The organism is Mariniluteicoccus flavus (genome assembly GCF_054776655.1).
In genome coordinates, this window is record NZ_BAAHBN010000001.1 from 340,815 (window position 1) to 360,344 (window position 19,530).

Below are 19,530 nucleotides of genomic sequence, written 5' to 3' on the forward strand. Positions count from 1 at the left end.
CGGAACAGTCTGCCGGACGACCCTGTCAAAAACCTGTGAGCCGTCCACAGCCCGGGAAACGTCCGGGTTGGCCCGGATGTTCCTCAACCCCGCGTTCATCCCACGGGTCGAGGAGTCCACCCCCAGGTCAGAGCAGGCCGGAGCTCCTGAGGCAGTCGGCGAACGCCTGCGTCTCGGCCTCCGAGGCCTCCAGCAGCGGGGCGCGCAGCCCCCCGACCGGACGGCCCTGCAGTGCGAGGCCCGCCTTGACCAGCATGCAACCCTGCGTCGCGAAGACCCCGGTGAACGTGGGCTGGAGGCGGCGGTGGAGCTCGAGTGCTGTGGACACATCACCCACGACGAACGCCTCGATCATCTGCTTCGCGCCCGCGCCGGTGAAGTGGGTGGACGTGCCGACGAGACCGACGCCGCCGACCGACATCAACGGGAGGGTCATGGCGTCGTCGCCGGAATAGTAGGCGAGGTCGGTGCGCGCCATGATGTCGGCCGAGGCCACGAGGTCGCCCTTGGCGTCCTTCACCGCGACGACGCGCGGGTGCTCCGCGATCGCCAGCATGGTCTCGGAGGTGATCGGGACCGCGGCGCGGTGGGGAATGTCATAGAGCATGATCGGCAGCTCGGTCGCGTCGGCCACGGCCCGGAAGTGGGCGAGGATGCCGGCCTGCGGAGGCTTCGAATAGTAGGGCGTCACCACGAGGAGGCCGTCGGCGCCGGCCTCGGCGGCCTGCGCGGCGAGGTGTTGCGTGTGGGCGGTCGAGAACGTGCCGACGCCGGCGAGCACCTGGGCGCGATCGCCGACGGCCTCCTTCACCGCCCGCACGAGGTCGGCCTTCTCGGCGTCACTGGTCGTGGGCGACTCCCCGGTGGTGCCGGAGATGACGAGCGCGTCGTTGGCCTGGTCGTCGACCAGGTGTGCCGCGAGCTCCTGCGCCTTGCCCAGGTCCACCGCACCCGCGTCGTCGAAGGGGGTCACCATGGCGGTCAACAGGCGGCCGAAGGGCGTGGCGGAGTCGAGGGACATGCGACAAATCGTAGTGGAGAGACCCCGCGTACGCATGGTGGCGAAACATTATCGCGGCGCGCTGGGGTCTCGCGCACAATGTTGTCGCGATACTCGTCGTCTCGCTGGCGCTCGCTCGGAGAACGTTCCCGGGTCGCTCGGCCGTCCAGTCAGTTCTTGACCGCGACGAGGATTCCGTCGCCGACCGGCAGCAGTGTCGCGACCAGGTCCTCGTTCTCCTGCACGTTCTCCAGCGCCTCGCGGATGACGATCGTCTCGTCCTCCTCGTTGGCGGCGTCGGCGATCTTGTCAGACCACAGGCAGCTGTTCACGATCATCAGCCCGCCGTGGCGCAGCAGGCGCAGCGCCTGCTCGATGTATTCGCCGTATTCCAGCTTGTCGCCGTCGACGAACACCAGGTCGTACGCCCCATCGCTCAGCTTCGGCAGCACGTCCAGCGCGGTGCCGGCGATGAGGCGGAAACGCCGGGCCGGGATCTTCTGCGACTGGAAGAGGCGGCGGGCCTCGCTCTGGTTCTCGTGGTCGGAGTCGACCGAGGTGATGATGCCGTTCGGGTTCATGCCGGCGAACAGCGCGAGCCCCGAGACCCCGGCGTTCGTGCCGACCTCGACGACGGCCTTCGCGTCGATCGACTTCGCGAGCACCGTCAGCAGCGCGGACGTGCCGCGACCGAGCGGGGTCTGGCCGAGGCCCGACGCGCTCTCGCGGCCCTCGGCGGCCGCCGCGGAATCGGCGCGGAAGTCCTCCGCGTACACCCAGGACGCGGCCTTCGGGGCCAGCTTCGTCGAGGTCAGGGAGCCATGGGGAGCGTTCACAGGGCCTACCATAGCGCCCGTGACTGCCCAGACCCCCGACCGCTCCGCCCACACCGTGACCGCCGAGTTGGTCGCCTCCGTGATGAAGGTGGAGGTGGCCGTCGGCGATCGCGTCACCGAGACCGATCCTGTCGTGGTGCTGGAGTCGATGAAGATGGAGATCCCGGTGCTGGCCGAGCGGGCAGGCACCGTACGCGAGGTCGTCGTGGCGCAGGGTGACGTGGTGCGCGACGGGGACCCGCTGGTGGTCATCGCTGTCTGATCGCGCCAGGCGCGAGCAGCCCGGGGCGTCAGTCCCGCGAGATGCGTACGCCCTTGCCGACCACCGTCACGCCCGTCGGCGACACCGTGAATCCCCGGGCCAGGTCGTGCTCGGCGTTCACGCCCACCTCGCAGCCCTCGTCGACGACGACGTTCTTGTCCAGGATCGCGTTGCGGACCACGGCGTTGCGGCCGATGCGGACGTTGTCCATGATCACCGAGCGCTCGACGTTGGCCCACTTGTCGACGAGCACGTTCGGTGAGAGCACGGACGCGTCGACGTCGCCGCCCGAGATGATGCAGCCGGCCGACACGATCGAGTCCTCCGCGTTGCCGCGCAGGACGAACTTCGCCCCCGGGCGCTGCGGCACGTAGGTCCAGATCGGCCACTCGTTGTTGTAGACCGAGAAGTTCGGGTCAACCGAGACCAGGTCCATGTGGGCCTCGTGGTAGGCGTCGATGGTGCCGACGTCGCGCCAATAGTTGCGGTCCTTCTCGGTCGCGCCGGCCACGGTGTTCAGCGTGAAGTCGTGGACCTGGGCCTCGCCCTGGTTCACGAACCGCGGGATGATGTCGCCGCCCATGTCGTGGCGCGCGGTCGCGTCGGCGGCGTCGGCCTCGAGGGCCTCCTCGAGCGCCTTGCGCGTGAAGATGTAGTTGCCCATCGAGGCGAACGACTCGTCGGGCGAATCGGGCAGGCCGGGCGGGTCGGCCGGCTTCTCGAGGAACTGCTTGATCCTGGCGTCCTCGCCGGCGTCGATGATGCCGAACGCCGAGGCCTCCTTCCGGGGCACCCTGATGCCGGCGACGGTGCAGTCGAGGCCCGAGTCGATGTGCTGGTCGAGCATCTGCGACACGTCCATGCGATAGATGTTGTCGGCGCCGAACACCACGACATAGTCGGGGTCCTCGTCGCGGATCAGGTTCATCGACTGGAAGATCGCGTCGGCCGACCCCTGATACCACCGCGGCCCGAGGCGCTGCTGGGCCGGCACCGGCGTCACGTAGTTGCCGAGCATCGTCGACATGCGCCACGTCAGCGAGATGTGGCGGTCGAGCGAGTGGGACTTGTATTGCGTCAGCACACAGATCTGGCGCAGCTCCGAGTTCACCAGGTTCGACAACACGAAGTCGATCAGCCGGTAGGTGCCGCCGAACGGCACCGCCGGCTTGGCGCGGTCAGCGGTCAGCGGCATCAGCCGCTTGCCCTCGCCGCCGGCCAGGACGATGGACAACACCTTCGGTCGGACCGCCATGTCGGAACCCTTCCAGTCGCTGTGCGCCCACCCTATCCAGCCCCGTCAGCGCGCGCGTCACCCCCTCTCCGGCGCGAGACGCAGCCCTGTGCGACGATCACCGCATGAGCCCGCGCATCTCGATCCTGACCCGCGAGTACCCGCCCGCGATCTACGGCGGTGCCGGCGTCCACGTCGCCCAACTCGTCCCCCAGCTCCGCAAGCTCTGCGAGGTCGACGTGCAGTGCATGGGCGAGCCGCGCGAGGGCGCCACGGCCCACGCCGAGACCTTCCCGCCGAACGCCAACGCCGCGCTGCGCGTGTTCGGAGCCGACCTCTCGATGGTCACCGCGATCCCCGAGGTCGACCTCGTCCATTCCCACACCTGGTACGCCAACCTCGCCGGTCACCTCGCGGGCCTGTTCCAGGACATCCCCCACGTCGTCACCTCCCACTCCCTCGAACCCCACCGCCCATGGAAGGCCGAACAGCTCGCCGGCGGCTATCGGCTGAGCTCGTGGGCGGAGAAGACGGCGTACGAGGCCGCCGACGCCGTGATCTCGGTGAGCGAGGGCATGCGCCGCGACGTCCTGGAGTCGTACGCCGACCTCGACCCCGCGAAGGTCCACGTCGTCAAGAACGGCATCGACACCGACGAGTTCGCGCCCGTCGAGGCCTCGGACGTCGTGACGGGCCTCGGCGTCGACCTCGACCGCCCCCTGGTCACCTTCGTCGGCCGCATCACGCGCCAGAAGGGCCTCGTGCACCTGGTGCGGGCCGCCGAGCAGTTCGACCCCGACACCCAGTTGCTGCTGCTGGCCGGTGCGCCGGACACCCCCGAGATCGCCGCGGAGTTCAACGAGGCCTTCGCCCACCTCGAGCGGGTGCGGTCCGGCGGCGTCACCTGGGTCCAGGAGATGCTTCCGCGCGCGTCCGTACGCCAGGTCCTGTCGCACGCCACCGTCTTCGCATGCCCCTCGGTCTATGAGCCGCTCGGCATCGTGAACCTGGAGGCGATGGCCTGCGAGACCGCCGTCGTGGCGTCCGCGGTGGGCGGCATCCCGGAGGTCGTCGTCGACGGCGAGACGGGGTCACTGGTGGCGTACGACCCGAAGCGGGCCGACGACCCGGCGTTCGTGGCCGGCTTCGAGTCGGAGTTCGCGGCGAAGGTGAACGCGCTGACGCGCGACCCGGGGCTCGCGGAGGCGTACGGGACGGCGGGCCGCCAGCGCGCGATCGACGAGTTCTCCTGGGCGAAGATCGCCCAGGAGACCCTGGATGTCTATCAGCGGGCGATCGCGTCGCAAGGGAGCTGAACGCCCCCTCACCACGAGCAGCGGGCCCCGGATCAGTGATCCGGGGCCCGCATGGTTCGTGGTGGTCAGCGCGTCGGCTCAGCCGACGACGCCCTTGAGTGCGTCCCGCAGCTCCTCGGCCTCGGCGGCGTTCATCTCGACGACGAGACGACCGCCACCCTCGAGCGGAACACGCATGACGATCCCGCGACCTTCCTTGGTGACCTCCATGGGTCCATCGCCCGTCCGCGGCTTCATTGCTGCCATGCGTATCCTCATCTCTCCCGGGCGGCCCGGCCGCCGTAGTGTTCGACCGGGCCCATTATTCCGCATGGCGGCCCACGACGCGGCAGCGGCCCGCCGCCGACGTCGGATCGGGCGCCTGTGTGCGCGACCACACGTCCCCTTCAGTAGGGTTCGGCCATGAATGAGCCCGTCGTCACCCGCGTCGCCGACGGCGTCGCCACCATCCGGTTGAACCGGCCGGACGGCATGAACTCCTTCGACCGGGCTACGCGCGCGGCCCTCCTGTCCGCGCTGGACGAGGTGGGATCGGACCCGGGCGTACGCGCGGTGGTCCTGACCGGATCGGGCCGCGCGTTCGGCGTGGGGCAGGACCTGAAGGAACATGCGACGTCACTGCGCGAGTCACCGATCGAGGAGGTGTGGCAGGTCGTGCCGGACTCCTACAACCCGATCGCCCGCGCCGTCGCCGCCTTGGACAAGCCCGTGATCGCGGCGGTCAACGGCGTGGCGGCCGGCGCCGGGGCATCACTCGCCTTCCTCGCCGACCTGCGCATCGTGGCCGCATCGGCTGGGTTCAACCTCGCCTTCGCCGGCATCGGCCTGTCCTGCGACACCGGCGCGTCGTGGACGCTGCAGCGGCTGGTGGGCCAGGCGAAGGCGCTGCAGCTGCTGTTCGAGCCGCGCACGATCGGCGCCGACGAGGCGCTCGAGCTCGGGCTCGCCACCGAGGTGGTGCCCGACGACGCGTTCGAGACCCGGGTGGCGGAAGTGGCCTCGCGGTTGGCCCAGGGGCCGACGCTGGCGTACGCGTCGATGCGGCAGTCCGTGGCGTACGCGGCCACCCACTCGTTGGACGAGTCGCTCGAGTTCGAGGCCCGGATGATGGCCCGCACCGGGGCGACGGCCGATCACCGCGACGCCGTGGATTCCTTCCTGCGCAAGGAGAAGCCGCGGTTCACGGGAAGCTGAGTCCCGACCGGTCAGCGCGACTCGGGGCGCCAGGCCTCGGCCTCGTCGGCCGCCTCGGCGTCGCCTGCCGGACGCTTCTCGCGCCCGCGCCACGCGCTGGCCTTCTCGGTGACGGTCGGCTCGGTGCGCGTACGCCGGGTGGGCTCCAGCGGACGGGCGTCGATCTCCTCGACCTGGGGGTCCTTGGCGGGTTCGGGCGTGACGACTTCCCCGGTCTCCGCCGACTCGCGGCCCCGCCCGTCGAGCTCTCGAGCCATGCGCGCCATCACGGCGTCGACCTCCTCCATGTCATAGCCGCGCGTGGCCACCCCGAACCGCACGTCCCGCAGGTCGTCGGCCGCGATCGCCCGATCGGCGGGCAGCGCCGGGGCGTACGTGTCACGCACGGGCTCGGACTTCATCTGGCCGAGCGCACCGGCCGACGCGACCGCGGCGGCGCCGAGGACGAGGACGGCCACGACGACGATCATGATCTCCATGGGGCGGGCTCTCCTGGTGACTCACTCGGCCCGGTGGGCCGGGGGCTCGGACGGGATGTTGCTCTCGACCATGATCGCGATGACCTCGTCGATGTCGTCGGTGATGTGGAGCATGTCGACGTCGGCCTCCCCGATGTAACCCTCACCGAGCACAGTGTCGACGATCCACGACTTGAGCGGGCCCCAGTAGTCGGAGCCGAACAGCACGACGGGGAAGTCGGTGACCTTCTTGGTCTGCACCAGGGTCAGCGCCTCGAACAGCTCGTCGAACGTGCCGAAGCCGCCCGGCATGACGACGAACCCCTGCGAGTACTTCAGGAACATCGTCTTGCGGGCGAAGAAATAGCGGAAGTTGATGCCGAGCGTCACGAAGTCGTTGAGGCCCGACTCGAAGGGCAGCTCGATGCCGAGGCCGACCGACACTCCCCCGGCCTCACAGGCGCCCCTGTTGGCGGCCTCCATGATGCCGGGTCCGCCGCCGGTGATCACCGCGAACCGGGCGCGCGCCAGGCGCGTCCCGATCTCCTGGGCGGCGGCGTACATGGGGTGGTCGGGCTTGGTGCGGGCCGAGCCGAACACCGACACCGCGGGGCCGAGCTCGGCCAGCGTGCCGAAGCCCTCGACGAACTCCGACTGGATGCGCAGCACGCGCCAGGGGTCGGAGTGGACCCAGTCGGTGGTGCCGCGCGACTCGAGGAGGCGCTGGTCGGTGGTCGTCGGCAGCACCATGTCGCGGGACCGCATGACGGGTCCCTGCTGGCGGCGCTCGTGGACCGAGCGCGCCTTCTCGGGGGCGGTGTCGGGGTTGCGCGGTTCGGGCCCGTGCTGTCCGGGCGTGGCGGGCGTCGCCATCTCAGGCTTCCTCGCCCGTGCCGAGCCAGCGCACGAAGGCGTCGCGGCAGGCGTACACGTCGGACGCCGGGCAGAACTCGTCGTCGGTGTGGGCGTGGATCGGGTCGGCGGGGCCGAAGTTGACCGCCGGGACACCGAGCGCGGAGAACGTCGCCACGTCGGTCCAGCCGAACTTCGGCTTCGCCTCGGTGCCGACGGCTGCGAGGAATTCCGCGGCGGCGGGCTGGTCGAGCCCGGGGCGGGCCCCCTCCGCCCCGTCGGCCAACTCGGTCTCGAAGCCGTCCAGCACCTCGCGGACGTGGGCGTACGCCTCGTCGACCGACTTGTCGGGCGCGAACCGATAGTTGACGTCGATGGCGCAGCGATCGGGGATGACGTTGCCGGCGATGCCGCCGGTGATGCCGACGGCGTTCAGGCCCTCGTGGTAGCGCAGGCCGTCGACCACGGGCTCGGCCGGCTCGTACGCCGCCAGCCGGCGCAGCACCTCACCGGCGTCGTGGATCGCGTTGTGGCCCATCCAGGAGCGGGCGGAGTGGGACGCGGTGCCGGTCGTGGTCACGCGGACGCGGAGCGTGCCCTGGCAGCCGCCCTCGATGTTGCCCGCGGTCGGCTCGCACAGCACGGCGAAGTCGCCGGCCAGTAGGTGGGGCAGGTCCCGGGCGATGTGGCCCAGCCCGTTCTTCTCGGCCTCGACCTCCTCGTTGGCATAGAAGATCCACGTCACGTCGCGGGCGGGTTCTGTGAGCGCGGCCGCGGCGCTCAGCTGGACCGCGACCCCGCCCTTCATGTCGCAAGTGCCGCGGCCGACGAGACGGCGGTCGTCGCCCTCGCCCTCGACGCGGCAGGGCAGGTTCGGGGTCGCCGCGAGCGGGACGGTGTCGATGTGGCCGGCGATCACGACGCGGCTCGGCCGGCCGAGGTCGGTCCGCGCCACGACGTTGTCCTCGTGACGGATGACCTCCAGGTGGGGCGCCTGCGTACGCAGCGCCGCTTCGATCGCGTCGGCGATCTGGCGCTCGTTGCCGGACACGGACTCGATGTCGACGAGCGCCTGGAGGAGGTCGACGACGTCGCCGGTGAGGTCGAGAGAGGTCATGGGCCCAACCTTAGGGGGTGGCCGGAGTCACGCGCGCTCCACCGAGAACAGCTCCCCCGGCGTACAGCCCAGGACGTCGCAGACCGCGGTGAGCGTGGAGAACCGGATGGCCTTCGCGCGGTTGTTCTTCAGCACCGACAGGTTCACCAGCGAGACGCCGACGTCGTCGGCGAGGGCTGTGAGGGTCATGCCGCGGGCGGCGAGCAGGGCGTCGAGGTGACAGACGACGCGGTGGGGCTCCTCGACCGGCATCAGACCAGCCCCTCGGTGTCGCGGCGCAGCTCGGCGCCACGACGGAAGACCAGGCCCAGCACCTCCACCAGTCCCGCTCCGGCGAGTCCGGTGAGGGCGACCGCCACCGTCTCGGGGGCGACATGGGAATAGACGTGCGGGAGCTGTTGGCTGTCCGCCAGCGCGAAGAATCGCCCGGCGAACGCGACCAGCGGGAGACAGATGGCGCCGAGGCCGAGCAGCAGGGACAACCCCCGGAACGTACGCATGGCATCGGCGTGGAACGGGTCCCCCGCGGCGACCCGATCCAGGAGGCGCCACACCATCGCGAAGCCGACCAGGATCAGCACGAACAGGACGACCGGGGCGATGAGGTCACCGAAGCGCTGCAGTGCGGTCGGGTTCGTCACGGTGTATTCGACCTCACCCGCCCAGCGCGCGCTCGCCCCCGCCCGGAGCGCCTCGTCCACCGGCGGTCCGGCGTGCTCCGCGCCCGAGGTGAACACCAGCGGCGCACCCGTGATCCACGCGCCGACGCGCGGCACGATCGCCCCCAGGACCAGGTTGGTCAGGGCGAGGAAGCCCAGCAGCACGGTCGCCACCCGGGTGATCCACAGGTCCTTGCCCGTCATGTCCTTGGAGAGCCAGTCGGTCTTCTTGGTCGCCATCATCAACCTCCGTCGTGTTCGGCGTGCTTATCGTTCTTCGATGTTATCGCTTCTCGATATTATCGTCAATCGTTAGCCGAGGATGGGTGTGGGCCCGACCCGGTAGCCTGTCGCCCATGACCGAGCAGAGCATCAGCCGCCCCGCCTGGGGTTGGGGCATCGTCACGACCCACGCCGCAGGACAGGTGCTCGACACCTGGTTCCCCGCCCCCGCCCTGGGGACGCCCGACACCGCGGAGGCGCCCGCCGAGCTGGCCGCGCTGCAGGGGTCCGACGAGGCGCGCGAAGTGATCCTCGCGACCCAGCTCGTGACGATCGACCTCGACGCGGCGCCGGCCTCGGTGCCGGACGCCTACCTGCGTCTCCACCTGCTCTCCCACCGCCTCGTCGCCCCCAACACGATCAACCTGCAGGGCCTGTTCGGTGTCCTGACGAACGTGGTGTGGACGTCCGCCGGACCCTGCGCGACCGACGACTTCGAGCTCACCCGCGCCCGCCTGACCCGCGAGCACGGCCGCATCACGGTGTGGGGCGTCGACAAGTTCCCGCGCATGATCGACTACGTGCTCCCCTCCGGCGTACGCATCGCCGAGGCCGACCGCGTACGCCTGGGCGCCCACCTCGCCAACGGCACCGTCGTCATGCACGAGGGGTTCGTGAACTTCAACGCCGGCACGCTCGGGCAGTCGATGGTCGAGGGTCGCATCTCGCAGGGCGTCGTGGTCGACGACGGCTCCGACGTCGGCGGCGGGGCCTCGATCATGGGCACACTCTCCGGCGGCGGCACCGAGATGATCAAGGTCGGCAAGCGCTGCCTGCTGGGCGCCAACGCCGGCATCGGCATCTCGCTGGGCGACGACTGCGTCGTCGAGGCCGGGCTCTATGTCACCGCCAGCACCAAGATCAAGGTGAACGACCAGGTCGTCAAGGCCGCCGAGCTGTCGGGCCAGCCGGGCCTGCTGTTCCTCCGCAACTCGCTCACCGGCGAGGTCGAGGTGCGCGGCCGCGAGGGCCGGACGGTCGAGCTCAACGCCGACCTGCACGCCCACTGACTCGGCCCCTCTCCCTCAGGCCGAGACCGACCCATGACCCGACCACGACGCCGGTCGCGCGCGCTCGGCTGCCTCGGCGTGGCCGTGGTCCTGGTCGGGGGCGCGGGGGTGGCCGGCGCCGCGTACCTGCGCAGCATCGACCAGCTCCCACCCCTCCCGGTCGAGGACCGCTGCGTCGTGACGGGCTCCACCGGCACCGTGGTGCTCACGCGCGAGCAGGCGTCGCTGACCGCGATCATCGTGGGCGCGTCGGTGCAGCGCGGGCTGAACCCCCGCGCGGCGACGATCGCGATGGCGACGGCCTATCAGGAGTCCGGCATCCGCAACCTCGACCACGGCGATCGCGACTCGCTGGGGCTGTTCCAGCAGCGGCCGTCCAAGAACTGGGGTACGCCCGCCCAGCTGCAGGACCCGTTCTATGCGAGCAACGCGTTCTATGACGCGCTGGTGAAGGTGCCCGGGTGGCAGACCGGCGACATCAACGACACCGCTCAGGCGGTGCAGCGCTCCGGCCACCCCGACGCCTATCGCAAGCACGAGGCGAAGGCACGCGTCCTCGCCGAGGCCTTCACCGGCCAGCGCGGGGCGGGCGTGGCGTGCGTCGACCGGCGTACGCCCGCCGGCGACCCCGCGGCGTACGCGGCCGCACTCGAGAATTCACTCGGCCGCCTGCCGGTGAACACCTCCGGCAAGACCGTACGCGTGTCCGCCGGCTCGCCCGAGCGGGCATGGGCCGTGGCCCATCACGCCGTGGCGGTCGCGGGCCAGCACGGCATCACCGGGGTCATCGCGGGCGGCCGTACGTGGTCGGCGGCCCCGGGCGCGGCGCCGTGGAGCGTCCCGGCGTGGTCCGCGGCCGGCGCCTCGGGCGACGCGACCACCGTGGTGGTCACGTTCCGCTGACCGCCGCCTCACCCGCCAGCCCAACCAACGCTGGCTGGTGATCAAGAAGCTCTGGTGCTTCGGCGGGCTCTGCCGCAAGCTCTGCCCCACTAGGGTGGCGCGGGTGACCAGTTCATCGCTCCCGCAGATCCCGTGGCTCGCTGCGAAGGCCCTCCTGGGCGTCGCCGAGGCCAGCGGCCAGGAGGTCATCGACCTCACCATCGGCTCGCCCGTCGACCCGACGCCCCAGCTCGTCATCGACGCCCTGGTCGAGGGCGGCAACGCGCCGGGCTATCCCGCGGTGACCGGCACGCCGGCGCTCAACCAGGCGATCCGGGGCTATCTCGCGCGCCGGTTCGACGTCGAAGTGACGGCCGAGCAGGTCCTGCCCGTCGTCGGCACCAAGGAGTTCATCGCGACGGCGCCGGCCATCCTCGCGACTTCGACCGATGCGGTGTCCTGGCCGATCACGGCCTACCCGACCTACGGCGTCGGCGCCCAGTTCTCCCACCTCGACTCCGGCCCGGCCATCGAGTGGCTGAACTGGCCGGCGAACCCGTCGGGCGCGATGGTGACCGCCGACGAGTTCCGCGCCGAGGTCGACCGGGTGCGGTCGGCGGACGGCGTGGTGTTGAGCGACGAGTGCTATCTCGAGTTCTGCTGGGAGGGCGAGCCCATCTCGGTGCTCGACGAGCGCGTGTCCGGCGGCGACCTGACCAACGTCCTCGCGGTGAACTCGCTGTCGAAGCGGTCGAACATGGCGGGCTATCGGGCGGGCTTCATCGCGGGCGACCCGAACCTCGTGTCGACGCTGATCGAGTGGCGCCGCCAGCTCGGCCTGATCATGCCGCTGCCCATCCAGGCCGCCATGATCGCCGCGCTGGGCGACGACGCCCACGTCGACGAGCAGCGCGATCGCTATCGCCGCCGGCGCCAGCTCATCGCCGACGCCGTCACCGCCGCCGGGTTCCGGATCGACCACAGCCAGGGCGGCCTCTATCTCTGGATCGCCCGCCCCGGCAGCAGCGACCAGGAACTCGCCCGCTGGTTCGCCGAGCGCGGCATCATCGTGACGCCCGGCCGGCTGTATGGCGACGACGACACCCACGTCCGCATCGCGCTGACCTGCACCGACGCGAAGGCCGAGGCGGCCGCGGCCAGGATCAGCGAGGCCTGAGGCGGCTCAGTGGCCGTCGGCGAGCGTCTTCGTCAGGCGGCCCAGCTCGCGGACGTCACCGACGCCGAGTCGCTCGAGGCTCGTCAGGAGTTCCCGGACCTGGGCGTCGCCGCGATCGATGTCGACGAACAGTACGAACAGGAAATGGTTCGGCTCGTCGGGGACCGGCCGCGTCATGAGGTTCGCGAGGTTCAGCCCCAGCTCCGTCAGCACGCCCAGCACCTGCAGGATCACGCCGCGCCCATGGGCCGACGGCGAGAACAGGACGACCGAGCGCTGCGTACGCCGGGTCGCGACGGGCGGCTCGGCCGACACCGCGACGAACTGGGTGGCCGCGCGCTCGTGGTCCTGCACCTGCGCGCGGAACAGCGTCACGTCGAAGCGACCCTCCTGGCCCGGCGAGGCGAGCGCGACCTCGCCCGTCCCCAGACTGCGGCACGCCTCGGCGGTCGACTCGACCTCGCGTACGCGGGTCTCCGGGCCGAGGCTCGCGACGAACCGGCGGCACTGCGCCAGCGCGTGGGGGTGGGAGACCACGGTGTGGGGACGGGCGGACCGGTCGCGCACATAGGCGTTGAAGCGGACCAGGCGCACGGTGTCGTCGGTGATCCACAGGCCCGGCTCCCCCAGGAGCAGGTCGATCGTCGGGACGACGATGCCGTTGACCGAGTTGTCGAACGGGAGCACGGCGGCGGTCGCGTCACCGGCGCGTACGCGGCCGGCCGCGGCCTCGGCGGTCGCGGCGGCGGTCAGCTCCGCGGACTCGAAGAGCTCGCGCGCGGCCACCTCGGTGAAGGTGCCCTCGGGGCCGAGGAAGGCGACGGATTCAGTCATGGGGTCTTTCCGGGTGGGTGCGGGGCGGCGGGGCGGTGACGCGTCAGGCGATGGTCAGGCCCACGGCGAACGCGCCGATGGTGCGGCAGTGGAAGTTCACGCCGCTGAGGCGCTGCGGCAGGTAGTCCATCACCGACAGGTCCTGGCACTCGAAGCCCACGAAGAAGCGGTGGGAGCCGTCGGGCTGCTTGTCCGACAACAGGAAGCTCAGGTCGATGTCGAACGCGGCGAAGACGCCGAGCGCGCCCGCGAGCGAGCCGGGGCGCTCAGTCGGCGACGTGAGCACGAACCAGAGGTAGTGGGCGTCGGGAGACGGCGTACGCGACACCTTGCCGAACAGCACCGAGGCGCCGCAGTGCTCACGGATCGGGAGCGACTCGGGACGCTCCTCGACGCCGAGGATGGCCGCACTGCCGGACTGGCAGGCGGCGACGAGTTCCTCGGGGCGGGCCTGGTCGGGCAGGACGACGGTCTTCAGGCCGAGGCCCAGGACGTAGTCCTCGAGGTCGCGCATCGCCGAGCGGCGCAGGACGAGCTCGCGCGCCTCCTCGGAGCCGCAGAGGACCCAGCGGGGCGAGGCCCAGCCGATCGAGTCGACCAGGAGCCCCGACGCGGAGTCGGACAGCGCGCGCAGGACCGTGACCTCGGGGCCGTCGACGGCACCGACACGGACGACGCCGACGACGTCGGGCGCGGCGTCGGCGGTCTGGAAGATCGCGCCGGTGTGGGTGACCGGGAGCAGCTGCTCGGGGCGCCCCCAGCGCTGGCGGGCCACCACCTGGCTGACGGCTCGCTGCGACTCGTTCGCGTCGAAAAGCAGGACGGTCCCCGAAGGTGGCGTAGACATGATCGCGAGTCTATCGGCCGGAACGGGGTGGCACGTTCCGCTCTCAGGCCTCGTCGTGCTCCTGCGGCGGCAGGGCCTCGATGAGGGGGTGGTCCTTGTCGATGACGCCCATCTTCGACGCGCCGCCGGGCGAACCCAGACCCTCGAAGAACTTCACGTTGGCGTCGTAGTAGTCCTTCCACTCGTCGGGGGTGTCGTCCTCGTAGAAGATCGCCTCGACCGGGCAGACCGGCTCGCACGCACCGCAGTCGACGCACTCGTCGGGGTGGATGTAGAGCATCCGGTTGCCCTCATAGATGCAGTCGACGGGGCACTCCTCGACACAGGCGCGGTCCTTCAGGTCCACGCAGGGCTGCGCGATGATGTAGGTCACTTCAGACTCCTCGGTCGAACGGGTGCGTTGTCGCGGGGTCACTCTACTACCTGGAAGAGGAGGATCCGCCGCCGTGGATGCCCTTGCTCGGTGTGGCGCGAAGACCGGCGTACGCGTGTCGGTGCGGGCGAGGACGCCTGACGGGATGTCGGACGTGGTGGGCCTCGTGACGGGGTTGGACGAGGCCGTCGTGGTGCTCGAGCGGCGGGGCGGGACGGTCGTGACGATCGCCCGGGGGGACGTGGTCGCCGCACGTGTCGTGCCGCTGGTCGCGCGCGGCCGCAACCCGCGCCACTTCGACCCGGATCAGGTGCGGGAACTCGCGCACGACGCGGGTGTCGGCGGTTCCGGGCCGGTCTGGGTGGGTCGGCTGGCCGAGCTGGTGACGTCGCTGGACACCGTGGGCGTGGTGGACGGCGACCCGGCGCGGTCCGGGGGCTCCGTGGCGCGGGTGTTCGGGGAATGGGCGGCCGTGCGCCTGGAGGCGCCGGAAGACCTGCCCGGGCTGGCGGCCTGGGCGGCGCGCCACGACGCGCGCAATATCGCGGTGACGGGCCCGGGCACCAAAGGGGTGCAGGGTCTCGAACGGCTGTGATGTACATTTCGGCGCTCTTCGCGCATCATGGGGGCATGACTGAGATGACCGTGACGGATGCTCGGGCGCGACTGGCCGACGTGGTTGACAACGCCCGTGTCCAGCACGCCCCCGTCTATCTGACTCGCCGCGGCCAGCGCGTGGCGGCGGTCATCGATGCTGACGACCTGGCACGCCTGATCGAGGACGCCGAGGATCTGGCCGACATCATGGCCGCGCGGTCGGCGCGTGAAGAGATGGAGACTGCCAGCCCGATCCCCTGGGCCCAGGTCAAGGCCGACCTCGGCCTCACATGAGCTATCGGATCGAGATCGCTCCGGCAGCGGCCCGCCAACTGCGCAAGCTCGACACGGGCGCTCGCCGTCGGGTCCAGGCAGCCATCGAACTGCTGCAGGATGAGCCGCGACCAAAGGGAGCGAAGAAGTTGGTGGGCGGCGTTGGCGAGTGGCGTGTGCGCACCGGCGATCACCGCATCGTCTACGAGATTCACGACGGAGTCCTCCTCGTTCTCGTCATCGCCGTGGGCCATCGGCGTGACATCTACCGTCGACGGTGATCACGCCATTCAGCCCAGCGTGACCTCGTCGCCCACCGCGATCTCCCCGTCGTCCAGCGCCACCAGCGACACCCCGAACACCGGTTCGGCAAGCCCGAGGTCGCGCGTCAGCGCCTTCATGATCGCGAGGTCGCGCTCCCCCGTCGTCGGGTTCGCATGGGTCGCAAGACAGCGCACCAGCGGCTGGTGGACGCGGAAGCGCACGCCGCCGATGGTCAGCCTGCGGCCGGCCCAGCCCAGCTCCGCGAGCGGCTCGATGCCGTCGATGACGACGTTGGAGCGGAAGCGGGCGCCGTCGAGACCGGGGGCGCCCAGGGCGTCCGCGAGGCGCTCGAGACTGGCACGGGAGTGGAGTGAGACATAGCCCGCCCTGCGGTCCTGCAGCTGGGGGGTGACGCCGTCGCCGACCAGGCGCAGCGGGAGGTGGCGAGAGCCGGGGGCCAGGTTCAGCTCGGGTTGCTGGGCCGCCACGCGGGCGACCTCGGCGCGGCCGGCGTCGTCGAGGGGCACATCGGCGAGGACCTCGCCACCGCGGGCGAGGCGCACGCGGCCGCCGGCGTACGTCAGCGAGAGCCGGGCGATCGCCGGCGTGTTCATCAGCACGACCATGTCGCGCTTGGTCCCCCAGCCGTCGTCGGCCTCGGCGTCGGCATACCGCAGGCCCAGGACGCGGTCGCCGACGGCGCGTCCGTCGCGGACCGTCAGGGTGGAGCGGCGTTCGGGGGCGAAGCCTTTGACGGGGAAGCGGGCCAGCTCCTCGACTCGCTGGCGCTCGCTCGGAGAACGTAACCCCGGGGTCAGGGCTTCTTCACGCACTTGATCTCGTCGGTCGCCGAGTATTTCCACGACTTGTCCTCGCGCTTCACGACCGCGCCGTTCTGCTTGAAGATGCGGTAGTAGCTTGCCGTGAAGCCCGGCGACGCCGACTGCGGGTTGCAGTCCGGCGCGTCATCGGTGACCGACTTGCCGTTGTAGAAGTTCGACTTCGTCGGCTCGGGCGACTCGATGTCCCACTTCTTCGTGCCCCAGATCTTCACCGTGATCGAACCCTTGCCGCCGCCGCTCGACGGGCTGCGCACAGCCTCCAGATAGATGGGGGCGTCGGAGTCGTTCTGGATCAGCACGTCGATCGAGCCGGAATAGATGGTCGACTCGCGGCCGGCGGGATAGCGGTCGAAATACATCGTGTGGGGCTGGTGCTCGAGGATCTTGAGCCCGGCGAACCACGCCGCGTTGTACAGCGTCGTGGCGCTCTGGGAAACGCCGCCGGCGTTCTCCTTCTTCAGCTTGCTGCCGGCCACGACCCAGCCGTCGACATAGCCCGACGACGATCGCGAGCCCAGCGCCGCGTCGAGGGAGAACTTCTCGTCCTTGGCGATCGTGTTGCCGTTGATGCGCGACGCCGCGATGCCGAGGTTGGTGTTGCGGTAGTCCGCATGGGGGTAGGAGGTCGTGAACTCGCCGATGACCTCCTTCGGCTTCTGCTTCTCGGCCTCCTCGGTCGAGAATTTGGCCTTCGCGCCCGTGAGTTCCACCTTCACCTCGCGGCCCTGGGCCTGCGACACGACGGGCATGACGACCTTGGTGAAGTTCTCCTTGCTCACCTCGGCGCCGTCGACGGCGGGAACGACGACGAAGCCGTTGCCCTCACGCTTGTAGGTCGCGTCCTTGGCGCCCTTGAGGTCGAGCTTCTTGAGGGCGGGCTTCGACGCCTCATAGAGCTTGTCGGGGTTCACTGCGCCGACGAGTTTGCCGTCGGTCGGCGTGATGGTCGCCGCCGAACCGATCATGGCGGGCGACACCTCGAACACGCCGCGTCCGGTGTCGAGTTTGACGGGTCCGGACAGTGTCGGCTTCGCGAAGGTCTCGATGACCTGGTCGGCCTCGGCGTTGGTGATCTGGGGGTCCGTGCGCTGGACCCCGGCGGGCACCTCGGTGCGCTTCAGATAGGCCGACTCCAGCCCCGTGGTGACGTCGGGCTGGCGCAGGGCCACCGCCTGTTCGCCGTCCGTGCGCTTGATCTCGACCCCCGCGATCGCCACCGTGGCGTCCTTCGCGGGCTTGTCGACCTGCGCCGCGACGCCCTGGGCGGCGCGGGCGAGCGCGGCCCGGTCGACCCTGGTCACGGGGTCCATGGGACCGCCGCCGGTCAGCACGTTCCAGATGTGGGAGGGCTTCCAGCTCTTGCCGGCGCCGGCCTGTTCGACCGTCGCGTCGTAGTCGACCGCGAGGCCGGCGCTCGCCGGAACCACGTCGTGACGCTGGCCCTCGACCACGATCGTCATGGGCGCGTTCGCGCGCTGGGCGAACTGCTCCTTGAGTTTCGCGACGGCCTCGGCATGGTTCAGACCGCCGATCTCGACGCCCGCGACGGTGGACTTCCGCGGGAGGGTCTCCCCCGCCATGGCATAGCCCGCGGCGTACACGCCTCCGGCGATGAGGACCAGCAGGCCGGCCAACACACCGAGAATGCGGCCAGCTCCCCAGCGGCGTCCCGTCTTCTTGTTCACACGTCACCTCACGTCGATCGGACCCGCACATACTACGGGAAGGGGGCCCGTTTCCCACGCTCGAAGGAATCCGAGACGGGACCGGGATCACTCCCCCGCGAACCGCCCGCGGAAATAGGTCAGGGGCTCGGCCGCCGCCGCGTCGGAGTGGCGCGACGCGATGACGGCGCCGAGGAAGAGCTCGTGGTCCCCCGCGGTGATCGTGCGTTCGGTGCGGCACTCGAGCCAGGCCAGCGCTCCGTGCAACAGCGGCGACCCGGTGTGGGCCGACATCTCCACCCGCACGCCGTCGAACTGGGTGTGGCGATCGCGCCGCGAATCGGCGAAGTGACGCGCCACGGGGGCCTGGCCCGCCGCGAGGAGGGACACGGCCCACGTCCCCGCCGCCCGGATCGATTCCAGGAAGCGCCCCCGCTGGGAGATCGACACCATGACCAGCGGCGGATCGAGCGAGATGGAGGTGAACGAGTTCGCGGTCATGGCGAACAGCTCGTCACCGACCCGGCAGGTCACGACCGTCACACCCGTGGCGAAGTTCGCCATGGCCGCACGGAGGTCCTCGGCGCCGGCGGCGACGAGGTCGTCCCGGGGCTCGCGACCCGCGGGCCCCGGGATGGTGGGCTCGGGCCTCACAGGCCCGCGAACACGTCGTCGGCGCCGTCGGGCACGGGCGCCCCGGCGGCCAGGACGAACCACTCGCGCGACCACGCGTCGACGCCGACGAGATCGGCCATCTTGAAGAACCAGCCGTCGGTGGCGATCTGGCTCGCGTGGGCCCGGAACGCCGCGAGCTTGCGGTCCATCAGCTCCGGCGCGTGGACGGTGATGGCGACATCGGCATCGGCCTTCACCATCGGGGGCATGGGGCCGTCGGGGTCCATCTCGCCGAAGCCCTCGGTGAGCCCGGCGTCCCGCATGACGCGTACGCCGTGACGGAACCACGACTCGGCCGTCGTCGACCAGAGGATTCGGGGCACCTGCCAGGCCTCGCCCAGGTCATGCCGGTACGCCGGGACGGCCGCGAGCTGGGCCGCGTACATCGTGACGCGGTGCGCCATGATGTGGTCGGGATGACCGTAGTTGCCGAACTCGTCGTAGGTGATCAGCACCTCGGGCCGACGGTCGCGGATGAGCGGCACCAGTTCGTTCGCCGCCGCGAGCAGGTCGGCGCGCCAGAAGCAGTCGTCGTGCAGCGTGTCGGCCGGGAGCACCTCGCCGTTCTCGCCGTAGCGCATGCCGGAGTCGCGGAACCGGTGGTCACCGCCGAGGCGGAGATAGTCGGTCACGCCGAGCTCTTCCATGGCCTGGGCGAGTTCGGTGATGCGATGTTCGGCCAGTCGCCCCTCCTCTCCGATGTGGGAGAGGTGGTCGGCGACGATCTCGCCCTCCTCGCCGAGCGTGCAGGTCACGAGCGTGACCTGGTCGCCGGCGGCGGCGTGGCGGGCCATGGTGAGGCCGGTGGTGGTGACCTCGTCATCGGGGTGGGCGTGGACGAGCATCAGTCTGCGTGGGTGAGGCACGAGGGACAGACTAACT

25 protein-coding genes are annotated in these 19,530 nt (G+C 70.6%); 9 read left to right on the top strand and 16 right to left on the bottom strand.

The window, feature by feature from the left end; translation table 11 throughout:
* Positions 1-127: 127 nt before the first annotated feature.
* Positions 128-1,021, bottom strand: coding sequence for a 4-hydroxy-tetrahydrodipicolinate synthase (dapA, locus tag ACYVAG_RS01700; protein ID WP_460765622.1), 894 nt, complete (start codon positions 1,019-1,021; stop codon positions 128-130).
* A 149-nt stretch (positions 1,022-1,170) separates the two neighbouring features.
* A complete protein-coding gene (locus tag ACYVAG_RS01705; RefSeq protein ID WP_460765624.1) occupies positions 1,171-1,836 on the bottom strand; it encodes an O-methyltransferase in 666 nt (221 codons plus the stop codon).
* 19 nt (positions 1,837-1,855) lie between these two features.
* Between ACYVAG_RS01705 and ACYVAG_RS01710 the strand changes: the two genes are divergently transcribed.
* Positions 1,856-2,098: a biotin/lipoyl-binding carrier protein gene (locus tag ACYVAG_RS01710; RefSeq protein WP_460765627.1), complete on the top strand. Its 243-nt coding sequence runs from the start codon at positions 1,856-1,858 to the stop codon at positions 2,096-2,098.
* A gap of 28 nt (positions 2,099-2,126) precedes the next feature.
* Here the strand turns inward: ACYVAG_RS01710 and glgC are convergent, their stop codons facing one another.
* Positions 2,127-3,353, bottom strand: coding sequence for a glucose-1-phosphate adenylyltransferase (glgC, locus tag ACYVAG_RS01715; RefSeq protein WP_460765629.1), 1,227 nt, complete (start codon positions 3,351-3,353; stop codon positions 2,127-2,129).
* Positions 3,354-3,457: 104 nt separating this feature from the next.
* Here glgC and glgA point away from each other — a divergent pair, with 104 nt between their 5' ends.
* Complete coding sequence (gene glgA, locus ACYVAG_RS01720) at positions 3,458-4,648, top strand: glycogen synthase (RefSeq protein WP_460765632.1); 1,191 nt, start codon at positions 3,458-3,460, stop codon at positions 4,646-4,648.
* Positions 4,649-4,726: 78 nt separating this feature from the next.
* Here the strand turns inward: glgA and ACYVAG_RS01725 are convergent, their stop codons facing one another.
* Positions 4,727-4,894: a DUF3117 domain-containing protein gene (locus ACYVAG_RS01725; protein ID WP_460765634.1), complete on the bottom strand. Its 168-nt coding sequence runs from the start codon at positions 4,892-4,894 to the stop codon at positions 4,727-4,729.
* A gap of 156 nt (positions 4,895-5,050) precedes the next feature.
* On the opposite strand from ACYVAG_RS01725, the gene ACYVAG_RS01730 reads away from it, so the two are divergent.
* A complete protein-coding gene (locus tag ACYVAG_RS01730; protein WP_460765637.1) occupies positions 5,051-5,842 on the top strand; it encodes an enoyl-CoA hydratase/isomerase family protein in 792 nt (263 codons plus the stop codon).
* Positions 5,843-5,853: 11 nt separating this feature from the next.
* Here the strand turns inward: ACYVAG_RS01730 and ACYVAG_RS01735 are convergent, their stop codons facing one another.
* The 5 genes from ACYVAG_RS01735 to ACYVAG_RS01755 form a co-directional block, all read right to left on the bottom strand.
* A complete protein-coding gene (locus ACYVAG_RS01735) occupies positions 5,854-6,321 on the bottom strand; it encodes a DivIVA domain-containing protein (protein WP_460765639.1) in 468 nt (155 codons plus the stop codon).
* Between the two features lie 21 nt (positions 6,322-6,342).
* A complete protein-coding gene (locus tag ACYVAG_RS01740; RefSeq protein ID WP_460766803.1) occupies positions 6,343-7,065 on the bottom strand; it encodes an LOG family protein in 723 nt (240 codons plus the stop codon).
* A 109-nt stretch (positions 7,066-7,174) separates the two neighbouring features.
* Positions 7,175-8,269: a succinyl-diaminopimelate desuccinylase gene (dapE, locus tag ACYVAG_RS01745; protein WP_460765642.1), complete on the bottom strand. Its 1,095-nt coding sequence runs from the start codon at positions 8,267-8,269 to the stop codon at positions 7,175-7,177.
* A 27-nt stretch (positions 8,270-8,296) separates the two neighbouring features.
* The gene (locus ACYVAG_RS01750) at positions 8,297-8,521 is read right to left on the bottom strand and encodes a helix-turn-helix domain-containing protein (RefSeq protein WP_460765645.1); all 225 of its coding nucleotides are present in this window, start codon (positions 8,519-8,521) and stop codon (positions 8,297-8,299) included.
* A complete protein-coding gene (locus tag ACYVAG_RS01755; RefSeq protein ID WP_460765647.1) occupies positions 8,521-9,168 on the bottom strand; it encodes a DUF2975 domain-containing protein in 648 nt (215 codons plus the stop codon). Before ACYVAG_RS01755 ends, ACYVAG_RS01750 begins: the two co-directional genes overlap by 1 nt.
* A 116-nt stretch (positions 9,169-9,284) precedes the next feature.
* Between ACYVAG_RS01755 and dapD the strand changes: the two genes are divergently transcribed.
* The 3 genes from dapD to dapC all read left to right on the top strand — a co-directional run bounded on the left by dapD (position 9,285) and on the right by dapC (position 12,279).
* Positions 9,285-10,220 carry a 2,3,4,5-tetrahydropyridine-2,6-dicarboxylate N-succinyltransferase gene (dapD, locus tag ACYVAG_RS01760; RefSeq protein WP_460765650.1) on the top strand — a complete coding sequence of 312 codons (936 nt, stop codon included), beginning with the start codon at positions 9,285-9,287 and terminating at the stop codon, positions 10,218-10,220.
* 33 nt (positions 10,221-10,253) lie between these two features.
* A complete protein-coding gene (locus ACYVAG_RS01765) occupies positions 10,254-11,123 on the top strand; it encodes a hypothetical protein (RefSeq protein ID WP_460765653.1) in 870 nt (289 codons plus the stop codon).
* A 103-nt stretch (positions 11,124-11,226) separates the two neighbouring features.
* The gene (dapC, locus tag ACYVAG_RS01770) at positions 11,227-12,279 is read left to right on the top strand and encodes a succinyldiaminopimelate transaminase (protein ID WP_460765656.1); all 1,053 of its coding nucleotides are present in this window, start codon (positions 11,227-11,229) and stop codon (positions 12,277-12,279) included.
* A 6-nt stretch (positions 12,280-12,285) separates the two neighbouring features.
* Here the strand turns inward: dapC and ACYVAG_RS01775 are convergent, their stop codons facing one another.
* The 3 genes from ACYVAG_RS01775 to fdxA are packed head-to-tail and all read right to left on the bottom strand — an operon-like array spanning position 12,286 to position 14,333.
* On the bottom strand, positions 12,286-13,113 hold the full coding sequence (locus ACYVAG_RS01775) for a prephenate dehydratase (protein WP_460765658.1): 828 nt from the start codon (positions 13,111-13,113) through the stop codon (positions 12,286-12,288).
* A gap of 43 nt (positions 13,114-13,156) precedes the next feature.
* A complete protein-coding gene (locus ACYVAG_RS01780) occupies positions 13,157-13,960 on the bottom strand; it encodes an ACT domain-containing protein (RefSeq protein WP_460765661.1) in 804 nt (267 codons plus the stop codon).
* Between the two features lie 43 nt (positions 13,961-14,003).
* Positions 14,004-14,333 (bottom strand): ferredoxin, encoded by a 330-nt coding sequence (fdxA, locus tag ACYVAG_RS01785; protein WP_460765664.1) that lies wholly within the window; start codon positions 14,331-14,333, stop codon positions 14,004-14,006.
* Positions 14,334-14,406: 73 nt separating this feature from the next.
* Between fdxA and ACYVAG_RS01790 the strand changes: the two genes are divergently transcribed.
* Genes ACYVAG_RS01790 through ACYVAG_RS01800 form a run of 3 tightly spaced genes read left to right on the top strand, consistent with a single transcriptional unit; the run spans position 14,407 to position 15,484 of the window.
* Positions 14,407-14,928, top strand: coding sequence for a putative acetyltransferase (locus tag ACYVAG_RS01790; RefSeq protein WP_460765667.1), 522 nt, complete (start codon positions 14,407-14,409; stop codon positions 14,926-14,928).
* Positions 14,929-14,963: 35 nt separating this feature from the next.
* Positions 14,964-15,224 carry a type II toxin-antitoxin system Phd/YefM family antitoxin gene (locus ACYVAG_RS01795; protein ID WP_460765670.1) on the top strand — a complete coding sequence of 87 codons (261 nt, stop codon included), beginning with the start codon at positions 14,964-14,966 and terminating at the stop codon, positions 15,222-15,224.
* Positions 15,221-15,484 (top strand): type II toxin-antitoxin system RelE family toxin, encoded by a 264-nt coding sequence (locus ACYVAG_RS01800; RefSeq protein WP_460765675.1) that lies wholly within the window; start codon positions 15,221-15,223, stop codon positions 15,482-15,484. The genes ACYVAG_RS01795 and ACYVAG_RS01800 overlap by 4 nt, the downstream gene beginning before the upstream one ends.
* Before the next feature lie 9 nt (positions 15,485-15,493).
* On the opposite strand, the gene ACYVAG_RS01805 is transcribed toward ACYVAG_RS01800, so the two are convergent.
* From ACYVAG_RS01805 to mshB, 4 genes are all read right to left on the bottom strand, one after another.
* Positions 15,494-16,300, bottom strand: coding sequence for an MOSC domain-containing protein (locus tag ACYVAG_RS01805; protein WP_460765678.1), 807 nt, complete (start codon positions 16,298-16,300; stop codon positions 15,494-15,496).
* Positions 16,282-17,994 carry a VanW family protein gene (locus tag ACYVAG_RS01810; protein WP_460765681.1) on the bottom strand — a complete coding sequence of 571 codons (1,713 nt, stop codon included), beginning with the start codon at positions 17,992-17,994 and terminating at the stop codon, positions 16,282-16,284. The genes ACYVAG_RS01805 and ACYVAG_RS01810 overlap by 19 nt, the downstream gene beginning before the upstream one ends.
* Before the next feature lie 87 nt (positions 17,995-18,081).
* Entirely contained in the window at positions 18,082-18,627 is a 546-nt protein-coding gene (locus ACYVAG_RS01815) for a flavin reductase family protein (RefSeq protein WP_460765684.1), read from the bottom strand.
* Positions 18,624-19,514, bottom strand: a complete 891-nt coding sequence (gene mshB, locus ACYVAG_RS01820; protein WP_460765687.1) for an N-acetyl-1-D-myo-inositol-2-amino-2-deoxy-alpha-D-glucopyranoside deacetylase — start codon at positions 19,512-19,514, stop codon at positions 18,624-18,626. Before mshB ends, ACYVAG_RS01815 begins: the two co-directional genes overlap by 4 nt.
* Positions 19,515-19,530 lie beyond the last annotated feature (16 nt).